This is a genomic window from Nocardiopsis sp. LOL_012, from assembly GCF_048060475.1.
Taxonomy (GTDB): domain Bacteria; phylum Actinomycetota; class Actinomycetes; order Streptosporangiales; family Streptosporangiaceae; genus Nocardiopsis.
In genome coordinates this window covers 24,352-51,273 of sequence record NZ_JBHMIV010000012.1, presented here as the reverse complement: position 1 = coordinate 51,273, position 26,922 = coordinate 24,352, and the positions used below count along the sequence as shown (strand labels likewise).

Annotated in this window: 28 protein-coding genes and 1 tRNA gene; 14 read left to right on the top strand and 15 right to left on the bottom strand. The window is 70.9% G+C overall.

Features of this window, described 5'->3' with window-relative positions; translation table 11 throughout:
- Positions 1-18: 18 nt before the first annotated feature.
- Complete coding sequence (locus ACFHWE_RS10105) at positions 19-264, bottom strand: hypothetical protein (protein ID WP_416600516.1); 246 nt, start codon at positions 262-264, stop codon at positions 19-21.
- 416 nt (positions 265-680) lie between these two features.
- On the opposite strand from ACFHWE_RS10105, the gene ACFHWE_RS10100 reads away from it, so the two are divergent.
- The 3 genes from ACFHWE_RS10100 (at position 681) to rsgA (ending at position 3,864) form a co-directional block, all read left to right on the top strand.
- Positions 681-1,526: an MHYT domain-containing protein gene (locus ACFHWE_RS10100; RefSeq protein WP_416600515.1), complete on the top strand. Its 846-nt coding sequence runs from the start codon at positions 681-683 to the stop codon at positions 1,524-1,526.
- A 253-nt stretch (positions 1,527-1,779) separates the two neighbouring features.
- A complete protein-coding gene (locus tag ACFHWE_RS10095; RefSeq protein WP_416600514.1) occupies positions 1,780-2,541 on the top strand; it encodes an MHYT domain-containing protein in 762 nt (253 codons plus the stop codon).
- Between the two features lie 213 nt (positions 2,542-2,754).
- Positions 2,755-3,864 carry a ribosome small subunit-dependent GTPase A gene (gene rsgA / locus ACFHWE_RS10090; protein ID WP_416600513.1) on the top strand — a complete coding sequence of 370 codons (1,110 nt, stop codon included), beginning with the start codon at positions 2,755-2,757 and terminating at the stop codon, positions 3,862-3,864.
- A 44-nt stretch (positions 3,865-3,908) separates the two neighbouring features.
- Here the strand turns inward: rsgA and ACFHWE_RS10085 are convergent, their stop codons facing one another.
- Both ACFHWE_RS10085 and ACFHWE_RS10080 read right to left on the bottom strand, forming a co-directional pair.
- Positions 3,909-4,832, bottom strand: coding sequence for a TatD family hydrolase (locus tag ACFHWE_RS10085; RefSeq protein WP_416600512.1), 924 nt, complete (start codon positions 4,830-4,832; stop codon positions 3,909-3,911).
- Positions 4,825-6,744, bottom strand: coding sequence for a methionine--tRNA ligase (locus tag ACFHWE_RS10080; RefSeq protein ID WP_416600511.1), 1,920 nt, complete (start codon positions 6,742-6,744; stop codon positions 4,825-4,827). The genes ACFHWE_RS10085 and ACFHWE_RS10080 overlap by 8 nt, the downstream gene beginning before the upstream one ends.
- Before the next feature lie 196 nt (positions 6,745-6,940).
- On the opposite strand from ACFHWE_RS10080, the gene ACFHWE_RS10075 reads away from it, so the two are divergent.
- Complete coding sequence (locus ACFHWE_RS10075) at positions 6,941-7,372, top strand: hypothetical protein (RefSeq protein ID WP_416600510.1); 432 nt, start codon at positions 6,941-6,943, stop codon at positions 7,370-7,372.
- An 82-nt stretch (positions 7,373-7,454) separates the two neighbouring features.
- The gene (secD, locus tag ACFHWE_RS10070) at positions 7,455-10,085 is read left to right on the top strand and encodes a protein translocase subunit SecD (protein WP_416600509.1); all 2,631 of its coding nucleotides are present in this window, start codon (positions 7,455-7,457) and stop codon (positions 10,083-10,085) included.
- A 78-nt stretch (positions 10,086-10,163) separates the two neighbouring features.
- Here the strand turns inward: secD and ACFHWE_RS10065 are convergent, their stop codons facing one another.
- Positions 10,164-10,823: an AIM24 family protein gene (locus ACFHWE_RS10065; protein WP_416600508.1), complete on the bottom strand. Its 660-nt coding sequence runs from the start codon at positions 10,821-10,823 to the stop codon at positions 10,164-10,166.
- 25 nt (positions 10,824-10,848) lie between these two features.
- Positions 10,849-11,739 carry a 16S rRNA (cytidine(1402)-2'-O)-methyltransferase gene (gene rsmI / locus ACFHWE_RS10060; protein WP_416600507.1) on the bottom strand — a complete coding sequence of 297 codons (891 nt, stop codon included), beginning with the start codon at positions 11,737-11,739 and terminating at the stop codon, positions 10,849-10,851.
- Positions 11,740-11,847: 108 nt separating this feature from the next.
- On the opposite strand from rsmI, the gene ACFHWE_RS10055 reads away from it, so the two are divergent.
- The 3 genes from ACFHWE_RS10055 to ACFHWE_RS10045 all read left to right on the top strand — a co-directional run bounded on the left by ACFHWE_RS10055 (position 11,848) and on the right by ACFHWE_RS10045 (position 14,477).
- Entirely contained in the window at positions 11,848-13,491 is a 1,644-nt protein-coding gene (locus ACFHWE_RS10055) for a dolichyl-phosphate-mannose--protein mannosyltransferase (protein ID WP_416600506.1), read from the top strand.
- 316 nt (positions 13,492-13,807) lie between these two features.
- Positions 13,808-14,011, top strand: coding sequence for a cold-shock protein (locus ACFHWE_RS10050; RefSeq protein WP_416600505.1), 204 nt, complete (start codon positions 13,808-13,810; stop codon positions 14,009-14,011).
- A 154-nt stretch (positions 14,012-14,165) separates the two neighbouring features.
- Entirely contained in the window at positions 14,166-14,477 is a 312-nt protein-coding gene (locus ACFHWE_RS10045; RefSeq protein WP_028647301.1) for a sec-independent translocase, read from the top strand.
- Between the two features lie 8 nt (positions 14,478-14,485).
- On the opposite strand, the gene ACFHWE_RS10040 is transcribed toward ACFHWE_RS10045, so the two are convergent.
- Entirely contained in the window at positions 14,486-15,025 is a 540-nt protein-coding gene (locus tag ACFHWE_RS10040; RefSeq protein WP_416600504.1) for a hypothetical protein, read from the bottom strand.
- Positions 15,026-15,744: 719 nt separating this feature from the next.
- Positions 15,745-16,350, bottom strand: a complete 606-nt coding sequence (locus ACFHWE_RS10035) for a TetR/AcrR family transcriptional regulator (protein WP_416600502.1) — start codon at positions 16,348-16,350, stop codon at positions 15,745-15,747.
- A 560-nt stretch (positions 16,351-16,910) separates the two neighbouring features.
- On the opposite strand from ACFHWE_RS10035, the gene ACFHWE_RS10030 reads away from it, so the two are divergent.
- Entirely contained in the window at positions 16,911-17,135 is a 225-nt protein-coding gene (locus ACFHWE_RS10030) for a hypothetical protein (protein ID WP_416600500.1), read from the top strand.
- Positions 17,132-17,488, top strand: a complete 357-nt coding sequence (locus tag ACFHWE_RS10025) for a hypothetical protein (protein WP_416600498.1) — start codon at positions 17,132-17,134, stop codon at positions 17,486-17,488. Before ACFHWE_RS10030 ends, ACFHWE_RS10025 begins: the two co-directional genes overlap by 4 nt.
- 112 nt (positions 17,489-17,600) lie before the next feature.
- On the opposite strand, the gene ACFHWE_RS10020 is transcribed toward ACFHWE_RS10025, so the two are convergent.
- From ACFHWE_RS10020 to galU, 7 genes are all read right to left on the bottom strand, one after another.
- Positions 17,601-17,674, bottom strand: a tRNA-Ala gene (locus tag ACFHWE_RS10020).
- 63 nt (positions 17,675-17,737) lie between these two features.
- Positions 17,738-18,349 carry a hypothetical protein gene (locus ACFHWE_RS10015; protein WP_416600496.1) on the bottom strand — a complete coding sequence of 204 codons (612 nt, stop codon included), beginning with the start codon at positions 18,347-18,349 and terminating at the stop codon, positions 17,738-17,740.
- A gap of 347 nt (positions 18,350-18,696) precedes the next feature.
- Positions 18,697-19,401 (bottom strand): GNAT family N-acetyltransferase, encoded by a 705-nt coding sequence (locus ACFHWE_RS10010; RefSeq protein WP_416600494.1) that lies wholly within the window; start codon positions 19,399-19,401, stop codon positions 18,697-18,699.
- A 255-nt stretch (positions 19,402-19,656) separates the two neighbouring features.
- Complete coding sequence (locus ACFHWE_RS10005) at positions 19,657-20,166, bottom strand: MogA/MoaB family molybdenum cofactor biosynthesis protein (protein ID WP_416600492.1); 510 nt, start codon at positions 20,164-20,166, stop codon at positions 19,657-19,659.
- On the bottom strand, positions 20,159-20,668 hold the full coding sequence (gene moaC, locus ACFHWE_RS10000; protein ID WP_416600490.1) for a cyclic pyranopterin monophosphate synthase MoaC: 510 nt from the start codon (positions 20,666-20,668) through the stop codon (positions 20,159-20,161). Before moaC ends, ACFHWE_RS10005 begins: the two co-directional genes overlap by 8 nt.
- Positions 20,669-20,786: 118 nt before the next feature.
- Positions 20,787-22,016: a gephyrin-like molybdotransferase Glp gene (gene glp / locus ACFHWE_RS09995; protein WP_416600489.1), complete on the bottom strand. Its 1,230-nt coding sequence runs from the start codon at positions 22,014-22,016 to the stop codon at positions 20,787-20,789.
- A gap of 108 nt (positions 22,017-22,124) precedes the next feature.
- Positions 22,125-23,066, bottom strand: a complete 942-nt coding sequence (galU, locus tag ACFHWE_RS09990) for a UTP--glucose-1-phosphate uridylyltransferase GalU (protein WP_416600487.1) — start codon at positions 23,064-23,066, stop codon at positions 22,125-22,127.
- 167 nt (positions 23,067-23,233) lie between these two features.
- On the opposite strand from galU, the gene ACFHWE_RS09985 reads away from it, so the two are divergent.
- The 4 genes from ACFHWE_RS09985 (at position 23,234) to mscL (ending at position 25,689) form a co-directional block, all read left to right on the top strand.
- On the top strand, positions 23,234-23,884 hold the full coding sequence (locus tag ACFHWE_RS09985) for a 5-formyltetrahydrofolate cyclo-ligase (RefSeq protein WP_416600485.1): 651 nt from the start codon (positions 23,234-23,236) through the stop codon (positions 23,882-23,884).
- Positions 23,885-24,055: 171 nt separating this feature from the next.
- On the top strand, positions 24,056-24,454 hold the full coding sequence (locus ACFHWE_RS09980) for an FmdB family zinc ribbon protein (RefSeq protein WP_416600484.1): 399 nt from the start codon (positions 24,056-24,058) through the stop codon (positions 24,452-24,454).
- Positions 24,455-24,552: 98 nt separating this feature from the next.
- Positions 24,553-25,197 (top strand): Flp pilus assembly protein CpaB, encoded by a 645-nt coding sequence (locus tag ACFHWE_RS09975; protein ID WP_416600483.1) that lies wholly within the window; start codon positions 24,553-24,555, stop codon positions 25,195-25,197.
- 87 nt (positions 25,198-25,284) lie between these two features.
- On the top strand, positions 25,285-25,689 hold the full coding sequence (gene mscL / locus ACFHWE_RS09970; RefSeq protein ID WP_416600482.1) for a large conductance mechanosensitive channel protein MscL: 405 nt from the start codon (positions 25,285-25,287) through the stop codon (positions 25,687-25,689).
- A gap of 46 nt (positions 25,690-25,735) precedes the next feature.
- Here mscL and ACFHWE_RS09965 read toward each other — a convergent pair whose 3' ends face one another.
- A complete protein-coding gene (locus tag ACFHWE_RS09965) occupies positions 25,736-26,851 on the bottom strand; it encodes a D-alanyl-D-alanine carboxypeptidase family protein (RefSeq protein WP_416600481.1) in 1,116 nt (371 codons plus the stop codon).
- Positions 26,852-26,922: the final 71 nt, after the last annotated feature.

The following is a 26,922-nucleotide window of genomic DNA, read 5'->3' as shown; positions in this document are numbered from 1 at the left end:
GGGATGCTCGCGGGCGGTTCACATCATCGGGGCGATGACCACCCGGTAGCGGCCGCCGTCCCCGGTGGACACGTCCCGGCGGAAGTCGTTGACGCGGTTGACCGACCGCTGCACCGCGTCCCCGCCGATGCCGGAGGTGTCGGCGGTCGGCAGGTGCCTGCCCAGAGCGAGCAGCGCCTCGTCCACGGTCATGGCGGTCTCCCGAAGCTCCGGGGTGATCCGCCACCCGTCGTCGGTGAGGCGGCTGACGGCGATCCGGAACATACCGGTTCTCTCCCTGCGATGTGGGGGGCTGTGCGGGTATTCTCCCGCATCACCTCCGGCGGCGTGAAGGCCAGGTCCGGGGCGGAGCCTGGTATCGAATCGGGCAAGCTTCGGTGAATGTTACGTCAATGTTTCTTAAAACGACACATGGCTACTGACCAGGCACATCGCAGCAGGTAGATTGATGCGCTATGTCCCGCATTCTCCCGTTCACTCCGAACCCTGGTGCGACACGTCCGCTCGCCGCCGCGCTCCGGAGGGGAACACCGGAACGGGGCGCCACCCCCCACGGGACACCCACCGTCGGACCGATGACGGCAGCCTCCCGAGCACCACGAACCGAATAATCCCCCGGCAGCGTGGTAAATCGTTTCACGATTCTTTTCCGCAGCAGCCGGAGGAATGGAGAAGCACCAGTGATCGAGCACCTCCTTCAACACCACCAGCCGGGCGTTTTCCTGATCACCATCGTCGTCGCGGCGATCGGATCCCTTCTCAGCCTGGGATTCGCCTCACGCGCCCGCGGCGCCCAGGGTGCCTCCCGGTGGCAGTGGCTGGCCCTGGCCTCCCTGACCCTGGGTGGCGTCGCGGTGTGGTCGATGCACTTCATCGCGATGATGGGCTACTCCCCCGGCGACCTCACCGTGCGCTACGACCCCCTCCTGACGATCGTCAGCGGGCTGCTGGCCGTCGCCGTCATGGCCGTGGCCCTCACGCTCACCCTCAACCAGGACAGCCCCCTCCGGCTCCTCGCGGGCGGCGCCATCGCCGGCATCGGCGTCGTCTCCATGCACTACATGGGCATGTTCTCGATGAACTTCCGCGGCACCATGTCCCACGAGACCGGCTACGTGGCCACCGCCATCGGCATCGCCCTGGTCGCCGCCACCGTCGCACTCTGGTTCGCCACCCGCCTCAGGAACGCCGTTTCCCTGGTGGGGGCCTCCCTCATCATGGCCCTCGCGGTCAACGCCATGCACTACGTGGGCATGGCGGGTGTCCGGATCACCCCCGACGCCGAGTGGGACGGTGTGGCGCTCCAGGGCTCGGGCGTCACCGAACTCATGATCCCGCTGATCCTGGGCCTGTTCGCCATCGTCCTCGCGTGCAGCACCGCCCTGATGTTCACCGAGAACGGCCGGGACGACGCCCCGTCATCACACAACGGGCCGACCGACGCCCCGGAGACCGGCTCCGACCGCCGGGCCGCTCCGACCAGTCGGAACACCCCCGGGGACGACGTCTGGGGCAGACGCGGCTGACCCCCGCCCCCCAGCAGCGGAAACACACCCCATGGGCCCACCGGATTCGATCCGGTGGGCCCGTTCTCCATGAGCGCAACCCCCCTTATTCATATTGGCCGACATCGGCCATCTCTTGATAATCCTGCATATAAGTGTCGCAATTTCACTACTTTCGTACCGACTTACCCCCCAATAGGCCATGGAGAGCCGTACAGTGATCGAGCACCTCCTCAGCCACGGACCCGCATTCCCGATCTCCGTCGCAGTCTCGATGATCGGATCCTTTCTCGGCCTGGCCTTCGCCTCGCGCGCCCGCCGCGCCCAAGGCCCCCTCCGATGGCAGTGGCTGGCCCTCGCCGCCTTCTCCCTCGGAGCCATCGCCGTGTGGTCGATGCACTTCATCGCGATGATGGGCTACTCCCCCGACGGGCTCACCGTGCGCTACGACCCTCCCCTCACGGTCGTCAGCGGGCTGCTGGCCGTCGCCGTCATGGCCGTGGCCCTCACGCTCACCCTCAACCAGGACAGCCCCCTCCGGCTCCTCGCGGGCGGCGCCATCGCCGGCATCGGCGTCGTCTCCATGCACTACATGGGCATGTTCTCGATGAACTTCCGCGGCACCATGTCCCACGAGACCGGCTACGTGGCCACCGCCATCGGCATCGCCCTGGTCGCCGCCACCGTCGCACTCTGGTTCGCCACCCGCCTCAACGGGGCCGCCGCCCTGGCCTTCGCCTCACCGCTCATGGCCGTGGCGATCGCCTCCATGCACTACACCGCCATGATGGGCGTACGGATCACGCCCGACGCCGACTGGGGCGCCGCGCAGCCCCTCCCCGGCGGCAGCGCCACCGAATTCCTGCTGCCCCTGATCGTGGGCCTGTTCGTGACCATCCTCACGGCCAGCCTCTTCCTCATGCTCTCTGACGACATGGAGACCAGGCGCCCCCGCAGAACGCCCAGCCCCGCCGCCGCACCGCCCGTGGGCCGTTCGGCCCCAGCGGCCGACGACGTGTGGACCCGCCGCCGCTGACACGGCCACCCCGCGGAAGCGGGGAAAACCACTGGCGCCCCCGGAGCCGACCGATCTAGGATCGGCTGGTCCGGGGCGCCTCGCGCCCGGACCGGAAGCGACCAAGGAGAGGACCTCGCGATGACTGTGTTCGACCCCGCCCCCCGCAACGGTTCACCGATCATCAGCGAGCCCTGAAGCACTCACGGGGCTCACCCGTACAGAGAGCCCGACGTGTACCACCACGACCCCGACGCGCACGCGTCACACCCGCTCACCCGCCTCGGCTGGACCGACCGTGTCGCTGAGGCCTTCGACGCCCTCGTCCCGACCAGTCCGCACACCCTGGTCCCCGCCCGGGTGGCCGCCGCCCGACGCGGCGGCGCCGAGGTGCTGCTGCCCGGGCCGGAGAACGCCGAACACGCGCCCGCCGTGCGCCGGGCCGCCCGCACCGACCCGGCCGCCGCACCGACGAGCGGCGACTGGGTGGCCCTGCGCCGCTCCGGCGACACCTGGCTGGTCGAGGCCGTCCTGGAGCGCTCCTCATCACTCGTCCGCCAAGGCGTGGCCGCCGACTCCCACGACCAGGTCCTGGCCGCCAACGTCGACGGGGTGCTCATCTGCGAGGCCGCCGACCAGGGCCCGAACCCGGGCCGTCTGGAGCGGTTCCTCAGCCTGGCCTGGTCCGGCGGGTCCGCGCCCACCGTCGCCGTCACCAAGGCCGACCTGGCCGGCGACCGCCTGCCCGAAGCGCTCGAACTGGCCGCGTCGGTCGCCCCGGGCGCCGACGTCCACCCGGTCAGCGCCCACACCGGCGAGGGTGTGGACGCCCTGGCACGGATCCTGCTGCCGGGCAGCACCTGGGTGTTCCTGGGTACCTCCGGGGCGGGCAAGTCCAGTCTGGTCAACGCGATCGCCGGACGTACGCTCATGGCCACCGGCGAGATCCGCCAGGACAAGCGCGGACGGCACACCACCACCCACCGGCAACTGCTGGTCCTGCCCGGGGGCGCGCTGGTCCTGGACATCCCGGGGCTGCGCCGGGTCGACGTCACGGGTGACACCTCGGCGGTCGACCGCACCTTCGACGACATCCGGGAACTGGCGGAGCTGTGCCGCTTCGCCGACTGCTCGCACGGCCCCGAACCGGGCTGCGCGGTCACCGCCGCCGCCGCCGAGGGCGACCTCGACCCGGCTCGGCTGGGGCGGTGGAACAAGCTCCGCAGGGAGGCCGAGCGCAACCGCGACCGGACCGAGCACCGGCTGCGGGCGCGGGACAAGCAGCGGACGAAGACCTACGGCAGGATCGCCCGGGACGCCCGGCGCCGCAAGGGCGGCCGGTAGGAGGGAGAGGCCTCCGGCGGCGGGTGCTCCGCCGCCGGAGGCGCTCAGATACCGAAGGCGCGGCGGGCGTTGTCGGCGACGGCGGCGGCGAGGACGTCCTCGTCCATGCCCTTGGTCTGCGCCAGCGCGCGCAGTGTGTGCGGGACCAGGTAGGGCGCGTTGGGCCGCCCCCGGTAGGGCTTGGGGGTGAGGAAGGGCGCGTCGGTCTCCACCAGGACCAGCTCGGGCGGTGCGGCGCGCGCGGCCTCGCGCAGCGGTTCGGCGCTGCCGAAGGTCACGTTGCCAGCGAAGCTCATGAAGTAGCCGCGCTCGGCGCACACCTTCGCCATCTCGGCGTCCCCGGAGAAGCAGTGGAAGACCACCCGGTCGGGCGCGCCCTCCTCCTCCAGGACGCGCAGCACGTCCTCATGGGCCTCACGGTCGTGGATCATCACCGCCTTGCCGTGCCGCTTGGCGATGGCGATGTGGCGGCGGAAGGACTCCTCCTGCGCGCGCTTGCCCTGGGCGCCGGTGCGGAAGGTGTCCATGCCGGTCTCGCCGACCGCGACGACATACGGCAGAGCGGCCAGTTCGTCGATCCCGGCCAGTTGCTCCTCCAGGAGCCCGTAGCCGCCGCCGGGACGGGCCTTGCCCGCCCAGTCGGTCTCGTCGACCTCCACGCCCTCCGCGCCGTCGCCGTGCACGATACGCGGCGCCTCGTTGGGGTGCAGGGCCACGGCCGCCCACACCCGGCCCGGATACGCCTCAGCCGTCTCCGCGGCCCAGCGCGAGGAGGACAGGTCCACCCCCACCTGGAGCAGCGGCGCCACGCCCACGCTCTCCGCGGCGGCGATGATCTCCTCGACCCCGGGCTCCTGCATGTCCATGTGGGTGTGGCAGTCGGGCACCGCCGTGCGCAGGGGTTCGGGCAGGGGCGGCGGGGTCCTGCTGTTGCGCTCGCGTACCGCCCGGCCCTTGCGCCTACTCACCGTCGCCCTCCAGGCGGGCCAGCTCCTCGTCCACCACGGACGGGTCGAGCTTGGCGAACAGCGGCTGCGGGCGGCTGAGCGGGGTGCCCGGCAGGATCGGGGTCGTCCCCCAGTACGCCTGGTCGTCGGCGTAGTCCCCGGTGATCACCGGGTAGTCCACCGCCTCGCCCGAACCGCCGATGCGGTCGTGTCCGGTCTCCAGACGGGGCATCCCGGTCCACGTGCCGGTGCCGCCGAGCATGGCGTGCACCTTGTTGGCGGACTCGGGCAGGAACGGGGTGAGCAGCGTGTTTGCGTCGCTGACCAGTTGGAGCGCCACGTGCAGGACGGTGGCCATCCGGTCCGGGTCGGTCTTCTTCAGCGCCCACGGGGCCTGGTCGGAGATGTACTTGTTGGCCTCGGCAACGGTGCGCATGGCCTCCTGGAGCGCCGCCTTGAACTGCGACCGCTCCAGCCTCTGGCCGACCGTGTCGAAGGCCGTGCGCGAGTGCTCCAGCACCCGCAGGTCCTCCTCGGTCAGCTCGCCCGCCTCGGGGACCGCACCGATGTTCTTGGCCGCCATGGAGATGGAGCGGTTGACCAGGTTGCCCCAGGCCGCCACGAGTTCGTCGTTGTTGCGGCGCACGAACTCGGCCCAGGTGAAGTCGGTGTCCTGGGTCTCGGGGCCGGCCGCCATGATGTAGTACCGCAGCGCGTCGGCGGAGTAGCGCTCCAGAAAGTCGCGCACGTAGATGACCACACGCCGGGAGGAGGAGAACTTGCGCCCCTCCATGGTGAGGAACTCGCTGGAGACCACCTCGGTGGGCAGGTTGAACGCGCCCATCTCGCCCGCCTCGCCGCCGCGGTCGCCCTCGCCGCTGACGCCCATGAGGATCGCGGGCCAGATCACCGAGTGGAAGACGATGTTGTCCTTGCCCATGAAGTAGAACGACTCGGCGTCCTCGCCCTGCCACCAGCGGCGCCAGGCGTCGGGCTCCCCGACGCGCCGGGCCCACTCGATGGAGGCGGACAGGTACCCGATGACGGCGTCGAACCACACGTACAGGCGCTTGTTGGGGTTGTCCGACCAGCCCTCCAGCGGAATGGGGACGCCCCAGTTGAGGTCGCGGGTGACCGCGCGCGGCTGGAGGTCCTCCACCAGGTTCATGGAGAACTTGAGGACGTTGGGCCGCCAGCCCTCCCGTCGCCCGCCACCACCCTCAACGGACGCCTCCAGCGCAGCCTCCTTCCCCCGTCGCCCGCCACCACCCTCAACGGACGCCTCCAGCGCAGCCTCCTTCCCTTCCTTGCCCTTGAGCCACCGGGTGAGGATGTCGGCGAAGGCGGGCAGGTCGAGCATGAAGTGCTCGGTGTCCACGAACTCGGGGGTCTCCCCGTTGATCCTGGAGCGGGGGGCGACGAGGTCGACCGGGTCGAGTTGGTTGCCGCAGTCGTCGCACTGGTCGCCGCGCGCGCCGTCGTAGCCGCAGATCGGACAGACGCCCTCGACGTAGCGGTCGGGCAGAGTGCGGCCGGTGGAGGGCGAGATCGCGCCCTTGGTGGTGTGGGTGAAGACGTAGCCGTTCTCGTACAGCGTGGCGAACAGCTTCTGGGCCACCTCGTAGTGGTTGCCGGTGCTGGTACGGGTGAACAGGTCGTAGGACAGCCCCAGGGCGACGAGGTCCTCGGCGATGAGCCGGTTGTAGTGGTCGGCGACCTCGCGGGGGCTCTGGCCCTTCTGGTCGGCGAGGACCTGGATGGGGGTGCCGTGTTCGTCGGTGCCGCTGACCATCAGCACGCGGTTGCCCGACATTCGCTGGAAGCGGGAGAAGACGTCGGAGGGGACTCCGAAGCCGGACACGTGGCCGATGTGGCGCGGGCCGTTGGCGTAGGGCCAGGCGACCGCGGTCAGGATGTGGCGATTCGACGACATGCCTCAAGACTAAAGCCGCCGGGACCCACTCGCACCCGGGAGCAGGGCCGTGGCGGGAGGGCACCGAGGCGGGTAGTGCCGCGGCGGGGACCCGTGGGACGATGCCCCCGGGTCCGACCGGACCCGTATGCTCTGCCCAACGCCGCCGGACCGCGACCGTCATCCGGCGACGACCGGACATCCTTCAGGCGAGGCGGTGATCACCACGGACACCCGTGCGCCGCTGCGCCCTGCCCTGGACACCACGGTCCTCGTCACGAGCGTGGTGCTCCTGGTCGTGCTCACCCTGCCGTTCGGTTCCGGGTTCCCTGGGCCGGCCTCGCAGGCGCGACCCGCCGCGGAGGAGGCGGTCGCGGCGCACGGCGGAGATCCGGCGGGCGAGTACGCCTCCGTCCCGGCCGACCACCCCGTGCTCGCCGACGGGCCGACGGTCGCCGCGTGCGACCAGCGTTCGGCTCCGCGCGACCTCCCCGACGCCGTCCCCGCGTGCGCCCTGCGCCTGGCGGCGTGGGAGCAGCCGTGGTGGCCCCTGGAGCGGCCCCAGCCGGACCCCCTGCCCGAACAGGCCGCGGCGGGGGAACTGCCGCCCACACGGGCACCGCCTCTCACCGCGCTCTCCACCACCTGACACCACCCCCCTCCCGGCGGCGCCGCGCCATGGCACGGGCGCGCCGGGCGATCCGACCATCCGTAGTGAGAGGCCCTACCCCTTGTCCAGTCAAACGGGAGCACAGGGGCGCTGGATACGCGCGCTCATCTCCCTGCTCGTCATCGTCGTCGCGTTCGGCGCGGCATGGTTCATCCCGCCGCGCCTGGGGCTCGACCTCAGCGGCGGTACACAGATCGTCCTGGAGACCCAGGACGGCCCCGACACCCCGGCCAACGCCGAGAACACCGACAAGGTGATCGAGGTCCTGCGCCAGCGCATCGACAGCCTCGGCGTGGCCGAGGCCAACATGTCGCGCTCCGGTGAGAACCGGATCATCGTCGAACTGCCCGGCGTCCAGGACCCGGCTGAGGCGGCCGAGATCATCGGCCAGACCGCCCAACTGGGCATTCACCCCGTGCTGGGGACCGGCCAGTCCACCACCGGCGTCATGCCCGGCGACACCGCCAACGCGCCGCAGGGCACCGCCGACGAGGCGCGGGTGCCCGCCGACGCCGAGGAGGAGCCCGCCGGGGGCGAGGAGGGCTCCGGCGAGGCCGAGATGACCGAGGAGGAGATCGCCGAACTCCTCGAAGGCATGGGGGACGGCGGCGTCACCGGCGGCCAGGGCGGCGGCCAGAGCGCGGAGAACCCCGAGGACGTCGTGATGACGCTCCCCGACTCGCAGGGCACGTACCTGCAACTGGGGGAGGCGGCCGTCCAGGGCGACCAGATCTCCGGAGCGGACGCCCTGCTGGACAACACCACCGGAGCGACCTGGAACGTGCGGGTCGACTTCGACAGCGAGGGCCGCGACCAGTGGCAGGCCCTGACCGCCGAGGCCGCCTGCTACAACATGGGCGACCCGCGCCGCCGCGTGGCCATCGTCCTGGACGACCAGATCATCTCCTCGCCGGAACTCGGCCAGGACTACGCGTGCGGGACCGGGAGCGCCGAGGGCTGGACCAACATCACCAGCACCCAGTTCACCAGTGAGACCGCGGGCGACCTGGCCGTTCTGATCGAGGGCGGCTCGCTGCCGCTGCCGGTCACCGAGATCCAGCGCCAGACCGTCGGCCCGACCCTCGGTGCCGCCGCCATCCAGGCCAGCGCGTTCGCCGCGCTGCTCGGTATCGCCTTCACCGCGCTGTACATCACGCTGGTCTACCGCCTCGTCGGCCTGCTGGCCTCGGTCGCGCTGGCGTTCTACACACTCATCGCCTACGGCGCCCTGGTCGCGATCGGGGCGACACTGACCCTGCCCGGCCTGGCGGGTTTCGTGCTGGCCATCGGTATGGCCATCGACGCCAACGTGCTGATCTTCGAACGTTCCCGTGAGGAGTACCAGCGCCAGAAACAGGTGTTCGAGGCCAACAAGGGCGCACGCGGCTCCGAAGACGACAAGGGCTCCGCCTCGGCCAAGGCCCGCCGTCGCCGCCGGGCCATCCCGCCGAGCCTGGAGAAGGCCTTCGCCGAGGGCAGCCGCAAGGCGTGGAGCGCGGTGCTCGACACCAACGTCACCACGCTCATCGCCGCGGCGCTGCTGTTCTTCTTCGCCTCCGGCACGGTCCAGGGCTTCGGTGTCACCCTGAGCATCGGCACCATCGCCTCGATGATCTCCGCCCTGGTCATCGCGCGCGTGTTCGTCGAGTGGGCGGTCCGCCGCGCGGTGGTGAAGAAGAACCCGGCGATCACCGGAATCGACCGGATCGGCCAGGTGCGCGCCTGGCTGATCCGCAAGAGCCCCGACCTCATGCGCTTCCGCAACGTCGCGCTGATCGCCGCCGGCGCCATCGTCGTCGTCTCCGTCGCCGCCCCGTTCGTCCGGGACACCAACCTCGGTGTGGAGTTCACCGGCGGGCGTGTCCTGGAGTACGAGATCACCGGCGACGAGACCCTGAGCGTGGACGACGCCCGCGAGACGATCGCCGCGCTCGACTTCCCCGGTTCGGACACCGCCGTGGTGCAGGAGGCCGGCGACGGCGACATCTCCGTGCGTACCGGTGAGCTCTCCGACGCCGACGCCGCGGCGGTCGAGGACGCCCTGGCCGCCAAGACCGGCGGTGTGGAACTGGTCAGCGACGAGCTGATCGGCCCGAGCATGGGCGACGAACTGCGCAACAAGGCCATGATCGCCCTCGGCGCGGCGCTGGGCCTCCAGTTGATCTACCTGGCCTGGCGCTTCCGCTGGTCCTTCGGCGTCTCCACGATGCTGTCGCTGGCGTTCAACATCACGCTGGTGATCGGCCTGTTCATCTGGTGGGGCAAGCCGATCGACGGGGTGTTCCTCGCCGCGATCCTGAGCGTCATCGGCTTCACCGTCAACGACACGGTCGTGGTGTTCGACCGCATCCGCGACGAGTGGGCCAGAGACGAGACGTCCTCGTTCACGGAGATCGCCAACCGGGCGGTGCTCAACACCCTGCCGCGTACCGTCAACACCTCGGTCGGAGCACTGATCATCCTGGGCTTCCTCACCGCCCTCGGCGGGTCCTCGCTCCAGGACTTCTCGATCGCGATGCTGGTCGGTCTGAGCACCGGCGTGGTCTCCACGGTGTTCGTGGCGGTCCCGCTGGCCATCTGGTTGCAGAGGTGGGACAAGACGCCCGCCCCGCACGTACTCAAGGCGCTCAAGAGCAAGAAGCGCGACGCCGCCAAGGCCGCGCGCGAGGAGGACGACGGCGCCGTCGTCTGATGCCGCTGGCACAGCGGCCGCAGGGCCCGGACTCCGCTCGGAGTCCGGGCCCTGTGCCGTTCCCGGGACCTGCCCCGCTCAGGCCTGGGGCACGGGCGGCGCGCCCTCGGAGGCCTGGACGAGCACGAATCCCTGCCCCTGGAAGGCCAACTGGACCGCCTCACCGCTGCCGCGGCCGATGAGGGCCCCGGCCTTCACGGTGCTCCGCACCCCGGCCTGGAGGGAGCTGGACCAGGCGACCGCCGCGTCGGTGTCGACGAAGGTCGGCTGGTCGACGTCGAGGAGCACCGGCGCTCCATGGCAGGCCACGGCCACCCGTCCGTGGCCGGTGAACACCGTGTTGAACAGGCCCCCGGCCGCGATACCGGCGCCCTTGATCCGGTTGATGTCCCAGCTCAGACCCGCCTCGAAGGCCAGGACGTTGTCGCCGTTGACGGTGAGGGAGTCGCCTTCGAGGTCGATGAGGTGGATGTCCCAGGCGTCACGGGCGAGGAACACGTCGCCGCGCCCGGTGATCCGCATGAGCGGCATCCCCTCACCCGTGAACGCCTTCTTGAGGAACCTGCCGACGTTGCCGGAGCCCTCGTAGGAGAAGTCGACGTCGCCCTGGTAGGCCACCATCGACCCCTGCCGGGCCAGGACCTCGCCGTTCAGGCCCACACGGAGCATCTTGTCGTTCTGGAGGGCCATGCCCTCCCGGCCGATCTCCTGGGAGCTCTGGAAGAGTTCACTACGCATGCCACGATCATCCCCTACGGAGAGGTCACCCGTCCTCCCCCTTCCGGCCCACACCGTGGACGAGGTCGTAGACCCGGCGCTTGGGCACCCCCGCCTCCCTGGCCGCCCGAACGATCGCCTCCTTGCGGCGCACGCCCTCCTCCTCCAGCTCCGCGACCGCCGCGAGGAGGTCGGTGTCTCTGGTCCCCCCGCCATCCCGGCGTGCGCCCTCCACGACCACGGAGACCTCCCCGCGCACGCCCTCGGCCGCCCAGGCGGCCAGCTCCCCGAGCCCGCCGCGGCGCACCTCCTCGTAGGTCTTGGTCAGTTCCCGGCACACGGCGGCGCGCCGGTGGGGGCCGAAGGCCTCGGCCATCGCCGCCAGGGTCGCCGGTGTGCGGCGCGGGCTCTCGAAGAAGACCATCGTGCGGCGTTCGGCGGCCAGTTCCGCCAGGTATCCGGCCAGGCCCTTGCGGGGCGGAAAGCCCTCGAAGCAGAACCGGTCGGTGGGCAGTCCGGAGACCACGAGCGCGGTCGTCACGGCCGAGGGCCCCGGGATGGAGGTCACCCGGATCCCCTCCTTCGCGCAGGCCGCGGCCAGGCGGTAGCCCGGGTCGGACACCCCCGGCATCCCGGCGTCGGTGACCACGAGGACGTCGGAGCCGGACCTGAGACAGTCCAGGAGCTCGTCGGACCTGCGGCTCTCGTTGGCGTCGTAGTAGGAGACCGTGCGCGCCCCCGTCTCACCGCCCAACCGGACTCCCGCACGGGAGGCGAACTGGCGTAGTCTGCGCGTATCCTCGGCCGCGATCACCCGGGCCCCCTCCAGGGCGCCCAGCAGCCGGGGGGTCGCGTCCTCCAGGTTCCCGATGGGCAGACCCGCGAGCGTCAGCGTCCCGGCGCCGCCCATACCTTCCTCACCCTCGACCACTGTCATCCCCGTCCTGTCACGCTACGGTTGGCCTCATCACCGACCGATCGACCCGCCGCGTGATCCGTCCGCGGGCGGATCACGCATCTGACGATCCCAACCTACGAGCCGCCCATGACCACCACCCCGCCTTCCTCCGAGACCCAGACCTCCCCGGCCGAGCCCCCGTCGCGCCGGGGGGCCACCTCTGACACCGACGGGCCTGAGCGCCCTTCCCCAGCCCACCGGGGGTGGCCGGGCTGGGCCGCCGCCGTCGTGGTGGCCCTGTTCGCCGGAGCCCTGAGGTTCTTCAACCTGGGCGAGCCCGCGCGCATCTACTTCGACGAGACCTACTACGCCAAGGACGCCTACGGGCTCTGGACGTTCGGCTACGAGCACGAGACCGTCGAGCGGGCCAACGAACTGCTGGCCAACGGCGACCAGGACATCTTCGGCGGCGGCGGCGACTTCATCGTGCACCCGCCGGTGGGCAAGTGGATGATCGCCCTGGGCGACTGGGTGTGGTCCCTCACGCCCTTCGCGGGGACCATGACGCCGGAGGGGTGGCGGCTGGCCGCGGCGGTGGCCGGAACGGTCTCGGTGCTCGTCCTGGTGCGCCTGGGGACCAGGATGACGCGGTCGGTGCTGCTCGGTTGCACGGCGGGGCTGATCATGGCCGTGGACGGCCTGCACTTCACGCTGAGCCGGATCGCCATGGTGGACATGTTCCTGACGCTGTGGCTCCTGGCGGGGTTCGCGTGCCTGGTGGTGGACCGCGACAGGACGCGGGAGCGGCTGGCCCGCCTGACGGCCGCCGGCACGGACATGGCCACGGTGGGCTGGCTGGGCCCCCGGTGGTGGCGCTGGGGCGCGGGACTGTGTTTCGGTCTCGCCATCGGCACGAAGTGGTCGGCCCTCTTCTTCGTAGCCGCGTTCGGCCTGCTGACCGTGGCGTGGGACTACGGTGCGCGGACCAGCGCGGGGCAGCGGCGTCCGTTCTGGCGGTGGCTGCGGATCGACGCGGTTCCGGCGTTCGTGCAGACAGTGGTGGTGGCGGCGGTCGTCTACCTCGTGTCGTGGACCGGCTGGCTGGTGACCGCGGGCGGCTACAACCGCGACCGCGGCGCGGGAACGGCGCCCGACTGGCTACCCGAGGCCCTGCACGGGCCCGCGGAGGCGCTCTGGAGCCTGTGGGACTACCACGACCGGATGATGAACTTCCACAACGGCCTGGAGAGCGACCACGCCTACATCTCCGAGCCGTGGGAATGGCTGGTCATGCGCACCCCGGTGATGTTCCACTACAACGGTGAGGCGGTGGGGTGCGGTACCGGGGACTGCGTGGCCTCGATCGTGTCCATCGGCACGCCGGTCATCTGGTGGACCGGCATCCTCGCCCTCGTGGCGCTGACCGTGTGGTGGGTGCTGCACCAGGACTGGCGCGCGGGGGCGGTCCTGCTGGCGGTCGCGGCGGGCTGGCTCCCCTGGTTCGCCTTCCCCGACCGTCCGATGTTCCTGTTCTACGCCCTGCCGTTCCTGCCCTTCCTCGCACTGGCCATCACCCTGGTGCTCGGAATCGTCCTCGGCCCGGACGGGGACGGCCACCGCTATGGTGTGTACCGGCGTGCCGCGGGCGGGACCGTGTTCGGCGTCGTGCTCCTGCTGTTCCTCGCGCACTTCGCCTACCTCTACCCGGTCCTGGCGGCCTATCCGATCGACGGCTCCCTCTGGCGCGAACTGCTCTGGTTCGACGTGTGGATCTACGGCAGTGACGCGTGACGCGCGAGGAGTTCACCGAAGTTTTCCCGAGACGTGGGGAGTTCCGCTCCATTAGTACCGGAGGCGAAGGAAAGCAATAGTTTCCCGTAGCCGAAAGAGGACAGTCGGCGGCACATTTTCTGCCGGGAAAGCCTCGGCAGGAGAGCACCTGTCCTGGTAATGTCACCAACGGTTGCTGTTGTTGTTTCCATGGATGCCCGAGGCGCCTCGCGGAACTGCACGTGGGCGCTTGTCGGGGGGACGACCTCGCCGGACGGCGCCCGGCGACCCGGGGCCAGCAGGGTGCGGCCCCGAAGTAGTCCCCAAGGGAGAGCACATGGCTCAGGGCACCGTGAAGTGGTTCAACTCTGAGAAGGGTTTCGGGTTCATCGCCGTCGACGGCGGTCAGCCCGACGTGTTCGTCCACTACTCGGCGATCGCGGGTACCGGCTTCCGGAACCTGGAAGAAGACCAGACGGTCGAGTTCGACATCATCCAGGGCCCGAAGGGCCCGCAGGCGGCGGACGTCCGTACGATCTGACCGCCACACGTCCTTTCCGGCCCTCCGCTCCCTGTGGGCGGGGGGCCGGCCTGGTTCCAGACGGAAGACCATCTTCCGGACACTGTTCCGGATCCGGGCGGATACCGGTTAACCTGCATGGAGCCGGTCGGAGTCACGAAGGGCGTGGGCACGCATGTTCAACATCAGCGGTGGCGAGTTCGTCCTGCTGCTCCTGCTCGGGGTCCTGATCTTCGGCCCCGACCAGCTTCCGAAGCTGGCCCAGCAGGTGGGACGTGTGCTCCGCCAGCTCAGGACGATGGCCAACTCCGCCTCCTCCGACCTCAAGGAGGGGCTGGGCCCCGAGTACAAGGACTTCGACGTCAAGGACCTCAACCCCCGGCGCTTCGTGCAGAAGCACTTCTGGGACGCCGACGGGGAGGACGAGCCCAGGCCCGCGGCCCGCCTGAACGGCAAGCGCCCCCCGTTCGACGACGAGGCCACCTGAGGGACCGGTCATTCCAGCAGCATCACGACGAACAGACCGAGGCCCAGCAGGATCAGCGAGCCGACGATGACCGCCGGCGACCCCGTCAGCGGCACCAGGACCTCGACGGCGCTCGCCCCGCCCAGCGCCGCGGCCATCCAGGGCCAGCGCGGCGCTGGCTCCCATCCGTGGCGCTCCTCGCGGACGACCGCGACCAGCAGGGCCAGGCCGATGAGCGACCAGAAGACCAGGTGCCCCAGGGCGCGCGTCCCGGGTTCGGTGTAGTCGGCCATACCGCCGACCACCATGACGTAGACGACCGTCCCGAAGAGCAGCCGCCAGTGGCCTCCGCTCCTGCGCGGGGGGATGGGCCTGCGCCGGGCCGGGGTGGTGCGGCGGAAGCGCTCCGAGGCGATCGGGCCGCGGCCGTCTGTCCTCTTCTCGCTCGGTTCCTCAGCGGCCTCCGCGGGAACCTCGGGGGGGTCGGCGCCGGGGGGTTCGTACCCTCCGCCCCGGTCGGGCTCCTCCGGTCGCTGGTAACCGCCGGTGTCGTGGGGGGAATCGGACACGTGTGGCTCGTCCCCTTCAACGTCGGTTCGGTCCGGTCCCGGCGGGGACCGGGGCAGTCGGTGATTCCCTACCCCGCCGAGGCGGGCGTATCCGCCCAAGAACGGCCACCGCGTCCTGGTCGTGGCCCTCGCGGGACCGAAACCAGGACGCGGCACGGGTCTTTCAAAAGTCGGCTACTGCCAACTCCAGCCGTTAGGGCGCAACCCCTGGGCATGCGTGGTCATGGCGGCTACCTTTCATGCGGCTTTCTACCCATCCCGCAGACCAAGATGTCCCATCTGACCCGGGATGCACAAGTCCGGTAACGCACTGGTCCTCCCAAAAGCCCCGCAGAACCGGGGGTCCGGCGCCCCTTGCTGAGGAGTTTCCATACTCTCCGTGTCACAGCAGATCAGACAGCACAGACGTGACGGGGGAGAATGCCGGGAATCCATTGACCAGGAAGGACAAGATCTTCCTTTCGGTCAAAGAAGGCTCTGTTTCCGGTCAGGGGGAACCGGGACCGCCCAGCCCCTCTCGGGACACGCACTGACGTGTACCTGCTGCACCGCCAGTCCCAGACGCGCCGCGCGCCTCACACACCGCACCGGGGACCGCCGCCCGCCACCACGCTCCGTCACCACCGCGCCTTCCAGTCATCCCGCTTCGCGAAATCCGGCAGGGACCACTTTCACCCCCGGTTTCGGGCATGCATGAACAGGGTTATCGAACTTTCCATTCACGGGTCCTTCGGGTGCCGGGGGCCGAAGAGCAGCCCGGCGCTCCGCCGGGTGATCTCCACGAGGTCGGTGTCGTGGAACAGCTTCCGAACGCCTGAGGAATCCAGGTTCCCGGTGAGGGCGAGGGTGGCGATACCGTGCACCACCGACCAGCCGGCGACCACGGCGGCCGCCCTGTCCTCGATCTCCTCCCCCTCGCGCGCGAGGGCGTCCACCCCGGCCGTGAGCTCGGCGAACGCCGCCGAGCGGGCCGCGCTCAGCTCCGTGTCGGCCTCGTCGAACAGGGTCGGGGCGAACATCACCTGGAAGTGGGCCGGCCGGTCCACGGCGAACCGCACGTACTCCACCCCCGCGTCGAGAAGGCCGCCGCCGGCCTCGCGCACACGCCGCAGGCGCCCGGCGAGCTCGGTGAACCCCTCGGCCACCAGCGCGTTGAGGACGCCTTCACGCGAGCCGAAGTGGTACCGGGGCGCCGTGTGGCTGACCCCGAGGTCCGCTGCGAGCGAGCGCAGGCTGAAGGCGTAGGGCCCCTCGCTGCCGATGACCTCCGCGGCCCGCTCCAGGACGGCCGCACGCAGATTTCCGTGGTGGTAACCGTCTGCCATGCCCGAACTCTACAGCGGCAAGTTTCCGGCGGGGTGGAGCGGCGGACCCCAAGGCCCACGGGACTCTGGAGAAGCTGGGAGGGAAGGCGATACAATGCGGCAGTGCCCGGCCCGCCCCGGTTCGAGGGGATAGCAGCTTCGCCGGTGACACTCGGGGCTCCGGTCCGGACCAGGACCCGTGTGCAGGGAACAGCGAGACACCGGACCGCCCCGCGGCGAAGGCCCCAACCCCCGGGACGGGGCCTTCGCCGCGAGACGCCCGGGCACGCGAGCGCCCGGCCGCGCTTCGCCGCCGCGCACCACGGAAAAGGCCCCGCTCCCCTTGGGAAGCAGGGCCTTCGACCTGCGGTGGAGCTATGGGGATGTGAATCCTCGGCGCGTTTCTCTGACTACGGCCGACCAAAAGATTGAATCCGCCTGCTGGATCGACACCTGCGTGAGACACTGCGGCTGCCCAGTCCCGCATACGATCACCGGGGAACCCTATGACACTCCGCCCCGCCCCTCTCGACAACAGACACCCCCTGGAGGACTCTGAGGGGGAAGGTGTGCCAGGCTAATTGGGCTACTGGAACAAGCACCCCAAGAAGGACGGCCAGGACGCACTGGAGGAGTTTCATCGGCTCGGATGGCGGATCGGGGATCCCCCGAAGTACTACCAGGTGAAGTGCCCGTGCGGCTGGCACATGACACATGTCCACATCAGCCCGTCGAACCCGAACCACTACAGGCAGCGCCTCCAGTGGGCCAAACGCCAGAGCTGCACGAAGGAGGAGGACCAGTGAAGGCTCAGCCGATGGTCATGGTCACTGTCGACATCCATGTCAACACCATGAGCCCAGTCCCCGTCGAGCAGTTCCACCAGCGTGCGACGAAGTTGATGGATGAACTGATGGCCCTCAACGAGTGCAACCCGGACATCTCCGACCCGACCGTCAGCAGCGATGCGGAGCGGAGCATCCTGAGTGTCGAGATCCTGGTCGGCACCGCGGATCAGCTCAAGGCGGTCAACAAGGCCTTCGAAGTCCTCCACACCGCCCTGCACGCTGCCGGGGCGAAGACCACCGGTTGGCCGCCCATCGCCATCGACCATCTGGAGAACCGCACAGAGCCCGTGGCCGACATCGCCGCCACCTGAGCCCACAGCGGTGCCCCTCTGTGGGCGCTCGTCCGGAACCACCGTGGCTTCGCCGCCGCGCACCACGGAAAAGGCCCCGCTCCCCTTGGGAAGCAGGGCCTTCGACCTGCGGTGGAGCTATGGGGATTTGAACCCCAGACCCCCTCGATGCGAACGAGGTGCGCTACCGGACTGCGCCATAGCCCCGAAGACGAGACCAAGCCTAGCAGGAGTCCCCGGGTGGTCCGAACCGTGTCCCGGGGCCCGGGCTCAGTCCCCGGCCGCCCGGAGCCGGGCGTCCGCGTACTGGTCGTAGACCTGGTTGCGGCGCTCGCGCAGGGCGATGACCTTGGCCTCGCGCTCCGCCTCGATGCGCTGCTCCTCCTCGGCCTCGCGGCGCTCCCGGAGTTCGACGCGCCGACGCGCCCGGACCCGGGCCCGCCTGCGTTCGGCATCGGCCTTGGCCGCCTCCCTGAGCAGGACCAGGTGTCCGGCCAGCAGCAGGACGGGCGGTGCGACCACCCACCACGGTCCGAGACCGAACACCACCGCCAGGGCCGTGGCCACGTTCAGCAGCGAGAGCCCGGACGTGCGTCGGCGCCTGCGGGCGATGATCCGTGCGCGCGACTCGACGCGGTGGCGGCCCCCGGCGCGCCGGGGCCGGTCGGCCTCGGGCTCACGTCCGGCGGACCGGTCGTCGGCTTCCTCCTCCGGCACGCCGTCCGGGTCGCCGTCGAGCTCCTCGCCGAAGGCCTCGGGCGTCTCGTCGCCGCGCTGCTCGTCCTCGTGGACGCCGTCCGCCGCGTCCTTGCGCAGCAGCATCGGCACGAGGACGATAAGCCAGACCACCACGATGGCCAGGTACAGAGGAGAGCTGCTCATCACCCCTCCTCACGATGACGGCCAGCGGATATCGGTCTGTGGACACCTCGCCGACACCCCGCAACGCGGTTCTCCGCCCCCGATTCCCCGGAGGCATATCCCCGCGTCGTCCGCATCGTCAATGCGTCTACGTTCCGCACGTTACGACCCCGTGTCCATAAATGAACCACATTCAGGCCGGAGTGTCGCGAGATTTTAGGCCATCTGTTTCAGCTCCCCCTGTCCTCTACGGGAAACCGCAGGTCAGCGAATGAACACGGAGAGGAGTTGAAATTTAACGCAAAGTAATTAGCCAATCTGACTAAAGAGAGGTTTGCACCCTGTGTTCGGCGATGATCGAACCGTGTTCAACCGGTCCAGGGCCGCTGGCGCGCCCGATCGTGCTCCCCCCGGCCTCCGTTCGGGCCTTCCGGCCCCAATGGCGGACCGGAACCCGCTTCCGGGAAGGGAACACTGTCGCGCCAGCGGCGCAGCATCCCCTGCGGAACCTCCTCGGCCGTGACCGCGTAGCAGATGTGGTCACGCCAGGCGCCGTCGATGTGCAACTGGCGTCTTCGGACCCCCTCGTCGCGGAACCCGAGTTTGGCGACCACCCTTCTGCTGGCCCGGTTCTCGGGCCGTACGTTGGCCTCGATCCGGTGGAGGCCGACCGCGAAGAAGGCGTGGTCGACGGCGAGGGCGACCGCGGTCGGGGTGATCCCGCGCCCGGCGTGGGCACTGTCGATCCAGTACCCCACCTGCGCGGACCTCGCCGAACCCCAGACGATGGAGCCGACGGTCAACTGCCCCACGAACACCCCGTCGTAGGTGATGGACCAAGGCATGGACAGCCCCTGGCGCGCCTCGGCCCGGATGGCCTGGATCATCCCGGCGTAGGGTGCCAGCCCGCCCGTCCGCAGCGGCATGTCCGGGTAGGTCGGCTCCCACGGGCGCAGCCACCGCTCGTTGCGCACACGGGTCTCCCTCAAGGCGGCGGCGTCGCGCAGGCGTAGCGGGCGCAGCACGACCGGGCCCTCATGCAGGACCACGGGCCACCCACGTCTGCGATACACGGCCGTCCCTTTCACGCCTCTCGGAGAACCATCGGTCACGGATACGCCCCCGTGTTCACGGACCTGCGGCACACCCGTCACCGGGAGAGTCTCCCAGTATTCCACCACCGAAGGGCACCACGCCGATCGTCACACCAGCATCGTGCAAATCGGCTTCCACCTAACTCCCATAGTTGTGTTCCGAAAACCGCAACAAGGTCAAGGGATTACCCGTGAAAGGAATGCCGCAGATGTGATTCCGGTCATTGTGCCACCTCATTCAGGTCGAACGTGATCCCCGCCACGCAACTGGTCGACCGCGTGGACGAGCACGGATTCCAGCACATCCATTCCGTCCTTCACACCGCCACGGGAACCCGGCAGGTTCACCACGACCATGCGGTGTCCGTCCGCCTCGACCACCCCCGCCAGGCCCCGCGACAGGACGGCGGTGGGCACGCCCTTCTCCCGTCCGGCCCCCCGCAGCGCCTCCGCGATCCCGGGGATCTCGAAGGACAGCAGGGGACGCGTGGCCTCGGGTGTGCGGTCCTGGGGCGTAAGCCCCGTACCGCCGGTCGTGAGCACCGCGTCCACCCGCTCACCGAAGGCCCTGCGGATCGCCTCGGCCACGGGCTCACCGTCCGGGACTACCCAGGGCCCGACGACCGCGCACCCCATGGCGCGCAGCCGCTCGGCGATCACCGGGCCGGACCGGTCCGGGTACACCCCGGCCGCGGCCCGGTTGGAGGCCGTGACCACCGCCACGCGCACACCGCCCTCACTCACCGCGCCTCCAGTGCCCCTTCTTCCCGCCGGTCTTCTCCTCGACCCTGACCCGGGTGACCTCGGCCTCCGGATCGAGCGCCTTGACCATGTCGACCAGCCCGAGCGCGGCGGTCATGACACAGGTGAGCGCCTCCATCTCCACACCCGTGCGATCGGCGGTGCGCACCGTCGCGCTGATGTCCACACCCTCGTCGACGACCGTCAGGTCCACGTCCGCGCCGTGCACGGCGATGGGGTGGCACAGCGGGACCAGGTCCGGGGTCCGCTTGGCCCCCTGGATCCCGGCGATCCTGGCCACCGCCAGGGCGTCCCCCTTGGGCACCCCGCCCCCGCGCAGCGCGGCGACGGTCCCGGGGGCGAGCAGGACCCGCCCGGTGGCGGTCGCGGTGCGCGCGCTCACGTCCTTGCCCGAGACGTCGACCATCCGCGCCGCTCCGGTCTCGTCCAGGTGGGTGAAGCCGGAGGGGTGGTCGGCCCCCTCCGTCCGTGGGGTGTGCCTCATCGTCGGCCTCGTCTGCGCTCGAACGGCGGGGCGGCCCCCAAGGGCCCGCCCCGGACACGCCCGGACGCGCGCCCACCACGACCGTAGTGCACCCGCGCTGGGCGCCGGGCCGGTCGGGTCAGCACATCTCCGGCAGGCGCATGGCGTCCACGACCGCTCCGGCGGGCAGCGCGGTCACGTCCTCGGGCACCACCACGAAGGCGTTCGCGTCGGCCAGCGCCGACAACTGGTGGGAGCCCTGCCGCGACGCGGGCACCACCGTCGGCAGGTCCGACCCCGGCTCGGGCCCCCGCAGGACCCCGCGCAGGAAGGAGCGCCGCTCGGACGGGGAGGTGACCGCCGAGGACAGGACGGCGCGCACGGTCGGCAGCGGCCCCGGGTCCAGGCCGCGCAGCTTGCGCAGGACCGGGCGCACGAACACCTGGAAGGAGACGAAGGCGCTCACCGGGTTGCCCGGCAGGGTGAGGATCGGGGTCCGGTCCGGGCCGAGGGTCCCGAACCCCTGGGGCTTGCCCGGCTGCATCGCGACCTGGGTGAACTCCACGGTGCCCTGGCGCGCGAGCACCTCCTTGACGACGTCGTAGGCGCCCATACTCACCCCGCCGCTGGTGACGAGCACGTCGGCCCCCGCGAGCAGGCCCTCCAGCGCGCCGAGCACGGTGTCGGGGGCGTCGCCGACGAAGCCGTGTCGGTGCACCTCGCACCCCGCGTCCAGCGCGGCGGCGGCGAGCATGTGGCTGTTGGACTCCCAGATCTGTCCGGGACCGAGAGGGCGGCCCGGTTCGACCAGCTCCTCCCCCGTCGCCAGCACCACCACGCGCGGCCTGGGGAAGACCGGGACGGAGCGCCGCCCGACCGCGGCGAGCACCCCCATCTCACCGGCGCCGATCCGCGATCCGGGAGAGAGCACCTCGGCGCCTTCGAGGACGTCGCCCCCGGCGGGCCGGACGGCGTCGCCGACCCGCGCCGGACGCCGCACGCGGACGTTCTCCGTTCCCCCGTCGGTCCACTCCACCGGGACGACCGCGTCGGGCCCCTCCGGCATCGGCGCGCCGGTCATGATGCGGGCGCACGAGCCGCGCACCACCTTCGTACCCGCGCCGGCGCCGGCGGCGAGGTCGGCGACCACGGGCAGCACGACGGGGGCGTCCTCGGCCGCCTCGGCGACGTCGGCGGCGTACACGGCGTAGCCGTCCATCGCCGAGTTGTCGAACCCCGGGAGCGACACCGGGGAGGCCACGGCCTCGGCCAGGACCTCGCCGTGCGCCCGGAGCAGGTCCACCTCGACCGGCGCGGGTGCGGCGACCAGGGCCAGGCAGTCGCTGATGTGCCGTTCGACGCTCTTCACAGGGGGTCCTCCCGATCGTGGTGCACGCGGGGCGCGCCCCGCGCCCGCGTCCCATTGTCACCACGGGAGGCGTCGGCCGCGCGTCACGGGCGCGGCGCCGACCGGGGGTCAGGCGCGTGCGGGGCCGCGGCTCTCGACGAAGTCGCGCAGCCACGGCAGCAGTTCGGCGGCGAGGTCGGGGCGGCGGCAGGCGAAGTCGACCACGGTGCGGATGTAGTCGGCCTTGTTGCCGGTGTCGTAGCGGCGGCCGCGGAACAGCACCCCGCGCACCACGCCCCCGTCCTCCGGCTTGCGCCGGGCGAGCTCGCGCAGGGCGTCGGTCAGTTGGATCTCCCCGCCCCGGCCGGGCGGGGTCTCGTGCAGGATCGGGAAGACCGCGGGGTCGCAGACGTAGCGGCCGATGATCACCCAGCGGCTAGGCGCCTGCTCGGGGTCGGGCTTCTCGACGAGGTCGGTCACGGTGACCACGTCCTCCTCATCGGTGGGTTCGATGCCCGCGCACCCGTAGAGGGAGACCTGCTCGGGCTCCACCTCCATGAGCCCGACCACGCTGCCCCCGAACCGCTCGCGCACCTCGATCATGCGGCGCAGCAGGTCGGCGGTGTCGATGAGATCGTCGCCGAGCAGGACGGCGAACGGGTTGTCGCCCACGTGGGCCTCGGCGCACAGGACGGCGTGCCCCAGTCCGCGAGGCTGGCCCTGGCGGACGTAGTGCACCTGGGCGAGGTCGCTGGACTCGCGGACCGCGCGCAGGCGCTTGTCGTCGCCCTTCGCCTCCAGCGCCTCCTCCAGTTCGTAGGCGCGGTCGAAGTGGTCCTCGATGGAGCGCTTGTTGCGTCCGGTGATCATCAGGACATCGGACAGACTGGCGGCGACCGCCTCCTCCAGGACGTACTGGATCGCGGGCTTGTCCACGATCGGCAGCATCTCCTTGGGCGTGGCCTTGGTCGCGGGCAGGAAGCGCGTTCCCAGACCCGCGGCCGGCACGACGGCCTTGGTGACGGAGGTGGCGGCGGGGCCCTGCCGCGTCTGGTCGGTGTCGGCGATCATGTCGGCACTCTAGGACAACAGCTCGTCCCTTGACGATGGCCGCGCCACGGGCGCGTCGAGAAGTCCCGAGGTCTTCGCGGCGATGACGCGGAGAGGCAATCAGGAATTCACCAACGGTGGTAACGACCCCTCTTCATGACGGAAGGGGCCATGGGAGACTGAACGCCATGAACGGCGAAGGGCGGACGGTAACGGACAAGCAGCGGACACGGCGACGCGTCCTGGCGGCACGGCGCGCCCGGAGCGCGGACGATCGCGAGCGCGCGGGCGAAGCGATCCTGGGCGCACTCCTGGAGGCCCCCTGGCTCACCGGGGCGGCCACCGTGGCCTGCTACTACTCCGTCGGCGGCGAACCGGACACCCGCGCCCTGGCGCCAGCCCTGGACCGGCTCGGCGTACACGTGCTCCTGCCGGTGTTCCTGCCCGGCGGCGACCTGGACTGGGCGGCCTTCGACGGGCCCCGCAGCCTGGCCCCGGCCGGACACGGGCTGCTCGAACCCGTCGGACCCCGGCAGGGAACGGACGCCCCGGCCCGCGCGGACGCCGTGGTCTGCCCCGCGCTGGCCGTCGACCGCCGGGGCATGCGCCTGGGGCGCGGCGCCGGATGCTACGACCGCGTCCTGGCCCGCACGGGGCCGCGCACGCCGTCGGTCGCGGTCGTCTACGACGAGGAGTTCGTGGAATCGGTGCCCGGCGAACCGCACGACCGCCCCGTGGACGCGGTCGTCACCCCGGAAGGGGGGCTGCGCGCCTTCGAACCCCGCGCCCCGCTCTGGGCCGGACGGAGCGTCCGCGCCGTGGCGGCGCACCGGGATTAACCCGCCCGCCGAGGGTGTTGTGCCTGGCGGTCGCGCCCGGCCGCCGCAGTGGTTCCCGCATCTCCCGCCCGGGGACCGTGTCGGGCACGGGGTCCGTCACGGTCCGGACCGGCGAGCGACTACTATTTAGCAGTCAACGGGCGAGAGTGCCAGCTTAGGAGGACCCGAACAGTGCCTACGTACCAGTACGCGTGCACCGAGTGCGGCGCCCAGATGGAGGTCGTGCAGAGCTTCACCGACGACTCGCTGACCGTCTGCCCCGAGTGCGAGGGCCGCCTGCGCAAGGTGTACTCCGCCGTCGGCATCGTCTTCAAGGGCTCGGGCTTCTACCGCACCGACAGCGGCAAGGGCTCGAACAGCTCCGTCACCTCCGCCTCCGGAGAGAACGGCAAGAGCGACCCCTCCTCCGCGTCCTCGGACTCCGCCAAGGGCTCCGACACCCCGGGCTCGTCGGGCTCGTCGGGCTCGTCGGGCTCGTCGGGCTCCGGCGACTCCTCGAAGGGCTCCTCCGGCGACTCCGCCAAGAGCACCGCGAGCAGCGGGTCCGGCGCCGCCGCCAAGGCGAGCTGAGGCACGGCCCCAGCCTACGCGCCGCCGCCTCCGCGGCGGCGCACATCCCGCCCTGTGGACAACGCCCGCGGCGGCCCTCCCGCGCCTAGCGTCGGAGTATGGCCCACCCTCCGCGCCCGCACCGGCACCGCCGGGTCCTGACACGCCTGCTCGACCGCCACCGCCGCCCCCTCGCCGCGCTGCTCGCGGCGGCCGCACTCACCAGCGGCGTCCTGCTCCTGCGCCCCCCGCCCCCGGCCACCGCCGGGGTCCTGGTCGCCTCCCGCGACCTCGACGCCTCCCGTCCGCTCGCCGACGGGGACCTCGTCCACCGCGCCCTGCCCGAGCGGGCCCTGCCCCGCGGCGCCCTCGCGCCCGGCACCGCCACCTCCGGTCTCCGGCTCAACGCACCGGTGCGCCGCGGCGAGGTGGTCACCGACGCCCGCCTCTCCGACCCGCCGGCACGGGCCTACGGCCCCGACCTGGTCGCCGTGCCCGTGCGTGTGGCCGACCCCGAGGTGGCGGGGCTGCTCTCCCCCGGCAGCCGTGTCGACGTACTCGCCGTCCCGGCCCCCGCCGACCCGCACCCCTTCCACACAAAACCGGCACGGCGGGTGGTGGGCGACCGCCCCGTCCTGGCCGTGCCCTCGGGCGGGGAGGGGAGGGGCGGCGCACTGGTCCTCATCGCCGCCACCCCCGACGAGGCCCGGGAACTGGCGGGACACGGCGCCTCCTCCCGCCTGTCGATCACCATACGAAGTTGACCCATGACGAAACGTAGTGAATGCTGACCAAGCGCACTACCGTGCGCGTCGCCCCCGAAACCCCGAGTACATGTAGGGCAAAAACCCATGAACGGCTTCAAGGCATTCCTGCTCCGCGGCAACCTGGTCCAGTTGGCGGTCGCGGTCGTGATCGGCGCGGTCTTCGCCGACCTCGTCACCGCCTTCACCGAAGGCTTCGTCACCCCGTTGATCGGCATCTTCGGCGGGGTCCCCACGTTCGGCGACCTGTACTTCGAGGTCAACGGCAGCCGTTTCCTCTACGGCGCGTTCGTCAACGCCCTGATCGCGTTCCTCATCACCGCCGCGGTCCTCTACTTCCTCGTGGTGCTCCCGGTCGCCAAGCTGCTGGAGCGCGACACCGAGGCCGAGGAGGCCACCACCCGCGCCTGCCCGCACTGCCGCACCCAGGTGTCCAAGGAGGCCACCCGCTGCTCAGCCTGCACCAGCGAGATCAGCGCCGAGCTCGTGTAGACCCGCGCGGCCCGCCGGAGGGGGCCGTGTCCTCCGGCGGGCCCCGTCAGCGGGTGTACTCCCAGTGCCAGGGCTCGAACGGGCTCGACTTGGCCCAGGCCGGGTGGATCCACCCGAAGTCGGCACCGTTCTCCTGCATCCACAGCCACCGCTCGGACTGGTAGTTCTGGATGCCGCAGCCCAGGTCGATGGCCTGCCCCAACCCGTGGTTACTGGTGCCGGGGACGGCCGCGAAGCCCGGCGCGACCTCGCCGTACACGCGGTGCTGGTTGGGCAGGTCGCGGTAGGCGCTGGTGATGCAGATGTTCTCGCCGAAGTCCTCCACGTACCTCAGGTTGAGTTCGAGGAAGTCCACGGCCGCGTCGGCGCGCAGGTACTTGTCGTCGTCGTAGAGCTGGCACAGCGAGGACTGGGGCAGCAGGCCGTTGGCGTAGCCCTCGGCGTCCGACGCCCGGTCCGAGTCGCAATCGGCCGCGGCCATGTACGTCCCCGGGTCGAGTCCCAGGCGCTCCAGCTCCTGAGTCAGCTCCTCCGTGCTCTCCTCGGACTGCTCGCGCAGGTCCTCCACCTCGGCTGCCAGCTCGACCTCCTCCAGCTGGGTCTCCGTCTGGAGCTCCTGGGCCTGGCTAGCCAGCTCGATCTGCTCCTCGCGCAGGTCGGCGGCGTCCTGGATGAGGATCTCGTTGTCCTCGGCGATCTTGCCCGCGTAGGACTGGGTCTGGAGGTCCTCCTCCAGCGTCCCGGTCGCGAGCGTGGCGAGGACGTTGCCGCCGGCGGGCTGCTGGTAGAGCGTGCTCGCCAACTGGGCGAGCGGTTCGCGCATCTCGCGCAGGTCGGACTCGACCCCCTGGAGGTCGTGGAGGATCCCGATCAGCTCCTCCTGGGCCTCCGCCACAGCGTCCTGGCGTTCGACGTACTCGTCGGTCGCCGCCCCCAACGCCTCCGAGGCCGCCTCGGCCTGCTCGCGCAGCTGGCGCAGCTCGTTGTCCTGCGCCGACGCGGGGGCCGCGGCCCCGAAGGAGCCCGGCATCACGATGAGCACCGAGACCGCGAGGGCGGTCGCCCGCCGGAGACGACCACGGTGGGGTGCCGCAGGGGTGGTCGGCGTCCGGTTCTGCGGTGCGCGAGCTCCCCGGCGCGCCGAATCAGCGGTGAACGGCACGAATGATCCTCCGGCTGCATGTCTTCCAACACCTGACCCGTTGGCCGCAAGGCAACGTACTACATGTCCAC

What these genes read in the sequence shown, in the direction of transcription:
- ACFHWE_RS09975 (WP_416600483.1), top strand. Translation starts at nt 24,553, where the DNA reads ATGGCCCACCCTCCGCGCCCGCACCGGCACCGCCGGGTCCTGACACGC.
- ACFHWE_RS10065 (WP_416600508.1), bottom strand. Translation starts at nt 10,823, where the DNA reads ATGCGTAGTGAACTCTTCCAGAGCTCCCAGGAGATCGGCCGGGAGGGC.
- ACFHWE_RS10095 (WP_416600514.1), top strand. Translation starts at nt 1,780, where the DNA reads ATGATCGGATCCTTTCTCGGCCTGGCCTTCGCCTCGCGCGCCCGCCGC.
- ACFHWE_RS09985 (WP_416600485.1), top strand. Translation starts at nt 23,234, where the DNA reads ATGAACGGCGAAGGGCGGACGGTAACGGACAAGCAGCGGACACGGCGA.
- rsmI (WP_416600507.1), bottom strand. Translation starts at nt 11,739, where the DNA reads ATGACAGTGGTCGAGGGTGAGGAAGGTATGGGCGGCGCCGGGACGCTG.
- ACFHWE_RS10050 (WP_416600505.1), top strand. Translation starts at nt 13,808, where the DNA reads ATGGCTCAGGGCACCGTGAAGTGGTTCAACTCTGAGAAGGGTTTCGGG.
- ACFHWE_RS10105 (WP_416600516.1), bottom strand. Translation starts at nt 264, where the DNA reads ATGTTCCGGATCGCCGTCAGCCGCCTCACCGACGACGGGTGGCGGATC.
- ACFHWE_RS10015 (WP_416600496.1), bottom strand. Translation starts at nt 18,349, where the DNA reads ATGAGCAGCTCTCCTCTGTACCTGGCCATCGTGGTGGTCTGGCTTATC.
- ACFHWE_RS10045 (WP_028647301.1), top strand. Translation starts at nt 14,166, where the DNA reads ATGTTCAACATCAGCGGTGGCGAGTTCGTCCTGCTGCTCCTGCTCGGG.
- mscL (WP_416600482.1), top strand. Translation starts at nt 25,285, where the DNA reads ATGAACGGCTTCAAGGCATTCCTGCTCCGCGGCAACCTGGTCCAGTTG.
- ACFHWE_RS10080 (WP_416600511.1), bottom strand. Translation starts at nt 6,744, where the DNA reads ATGTCGTCGAATCGCCACATCCTGACCGCGGTCGCCTGGCCCTACGCC.
- moaC (WP_416600490.1), bottom strand. Translation starts at nt 20,668, where the DNA reads ATGAGGCACACCCCACGGACGGAGGGGGCCGACCACCCCTCCGGCTTC.
- ACFHWE_RS10035 (WP_416600502.1), bottom strand. Translation starts at nt 16,350, where the DNA reads ATGGCAGACGGTTACCACCACGGAAATCTGCGTGCGGCCGTCCTGGAG.
- ACFHWE_RS10055 (WP_416600506.1), top strand. Translation starts at nt 11,848, where the DNA reads ATGACCACCACCCCGCCTTCCTCCGAGACCCAGACCTCCCCGGCCGAG.
- galU (WP_416600487.1), bottom strand. Translation starts at nt 23,066, where the DNA reads ATGATCGCCGACACCGACCAGACGCGGCAGGGCCCCGCCGCCACCTCC.